Raw genomic sequence first — 1194 nt, 5'->3', positions numbered from 1 at the left:
CATAGCGCAGAGAACGCGGATCGCGGGTTCCTGCATGTAAGGATTTCGTACGCTTATGCGCCCGAAATCCTTCGCCAAATCGGACGTTCATCGTACATTTTCCGCTGCCCGAAACCCGCCGTCTGTTCAGGTGTCGCCTGAGGGGCATTCGGCGGAAGCAATCGGCCGTTGCTATTGCCAATCCTCTGGTTGAAGCGGCGAGTAGCTCCAGGTCATGCCCGTGAGAACCGCACGAGCATCGTCATCAAAGGCTTGATGATAGTGATGCTGGTGGGGAGTTGGGATGCTAGGCTGACCGCGTTCAAAGCCAAGCCCGCCAAGCGCCTCAACTAATAATCTCGTTGGCCCGTAGCCATATGCAAGGTTGTGACGATCCCAGACAATTGTTGCCTGATCAGCAGGCGAGTGCAGCCACAGGTCGAAGCGGGAGTCCGAGCGCAGAAACAACTCATATCGGTCGATAAACCTGTCCAGATCGTCACGGGTGATCTCAGCGCTTTGATAGCGGCCCGGCTCGCCTTCTCCTCTCGGCGTGTGCAGGACGTAGAGCAGAAAAAAGGGAGGCGTAAGGCAATCCGTCAGCTTCTGGAACACGATCGGGTCGCTGCGCGGAACAGTTGCAATGAGCTTTTCCTCACCGCCCGCTGCCATTTCCAGAGAGTAGACTGGCGGATGGGAGTGCTCGATCCACTCGTCCGCTTTGTGGTATCCAAGCTTGAACATGTATCAGAGCTAACGTGCTCCCCCATCAATGCCAATGTCTGCAGGGATCAGCGGGGGCTTTCTCTCGTTTCGGCAGGCCCTGGCGGCCTCCGCCGACAAATTCGCCATTCGTCGGTCAAAGTGAGCTTTCCGAAAGCGGCCGCTCGTTCATCTGCTTTTGCCGAGCCGTCGAAGATCAGCAAAGGCGAGGTCGAAATTTCCGCCGATTTGCTGTGAAAGTTTGCGGAAGTGGAATTGGGAACGCCTTTGCTAAGGGGGAGTACAGAGTCTCGCGCCGATGGACGCAAACTGCAATTGCTCGACTCTGTCCAGATCAACCAATATCGTATGCCCACAGCTTTCCGTTTGGCTGGACTTGTTTATAATGCTGTACGACATCATCTTGTTTTTGGCGGCAATTGTGCCGCAACCCAAGGAGAGTGCCGTGAGCAATCCCCATGACAACGGAGGAGGCGGTCGCCCGGACAATCC

Annotated in this window: 1 protein-coding gene; it reads right to left on the bottom strand. The window is 55.9% G+C overall.

Annotated elements, in window-relative coordinates:
• Nucleotides 1–171 precede the first annotated feature (171 nt).
• Nucleotides 172–723 carry a hypothetical protein gene (locus AC3WJD_RS21985; protein ID WP_492748983.1) on the bottom strand — a complete coding sequence of 184 codons (552 nt, stop codon included), beginning with the start codon at nt 721–723 and terminating at the stop codon, nt 172–174.
• Between the last annotated feature and the right edge of the window lie 471 nt (nt 724–1194).

The sequence above is a fragment of the Sphingobium sp. FW306-1B-F04DB genome, assembly GCF_058781925.1.
This window is presented reverse-complemented; position numbering and strand designations above follow the sequence as displayed.

Excerpts from the sequence above, each read along its gene's own strand:
- AC3WJD_RS21985 (WP_492748983.1), bottom strand. The coding sequence starts at position 723 with ATGTTCAAGCTTGGATACCACAAAGCGGACGAGTGGATCGAGCACTCC.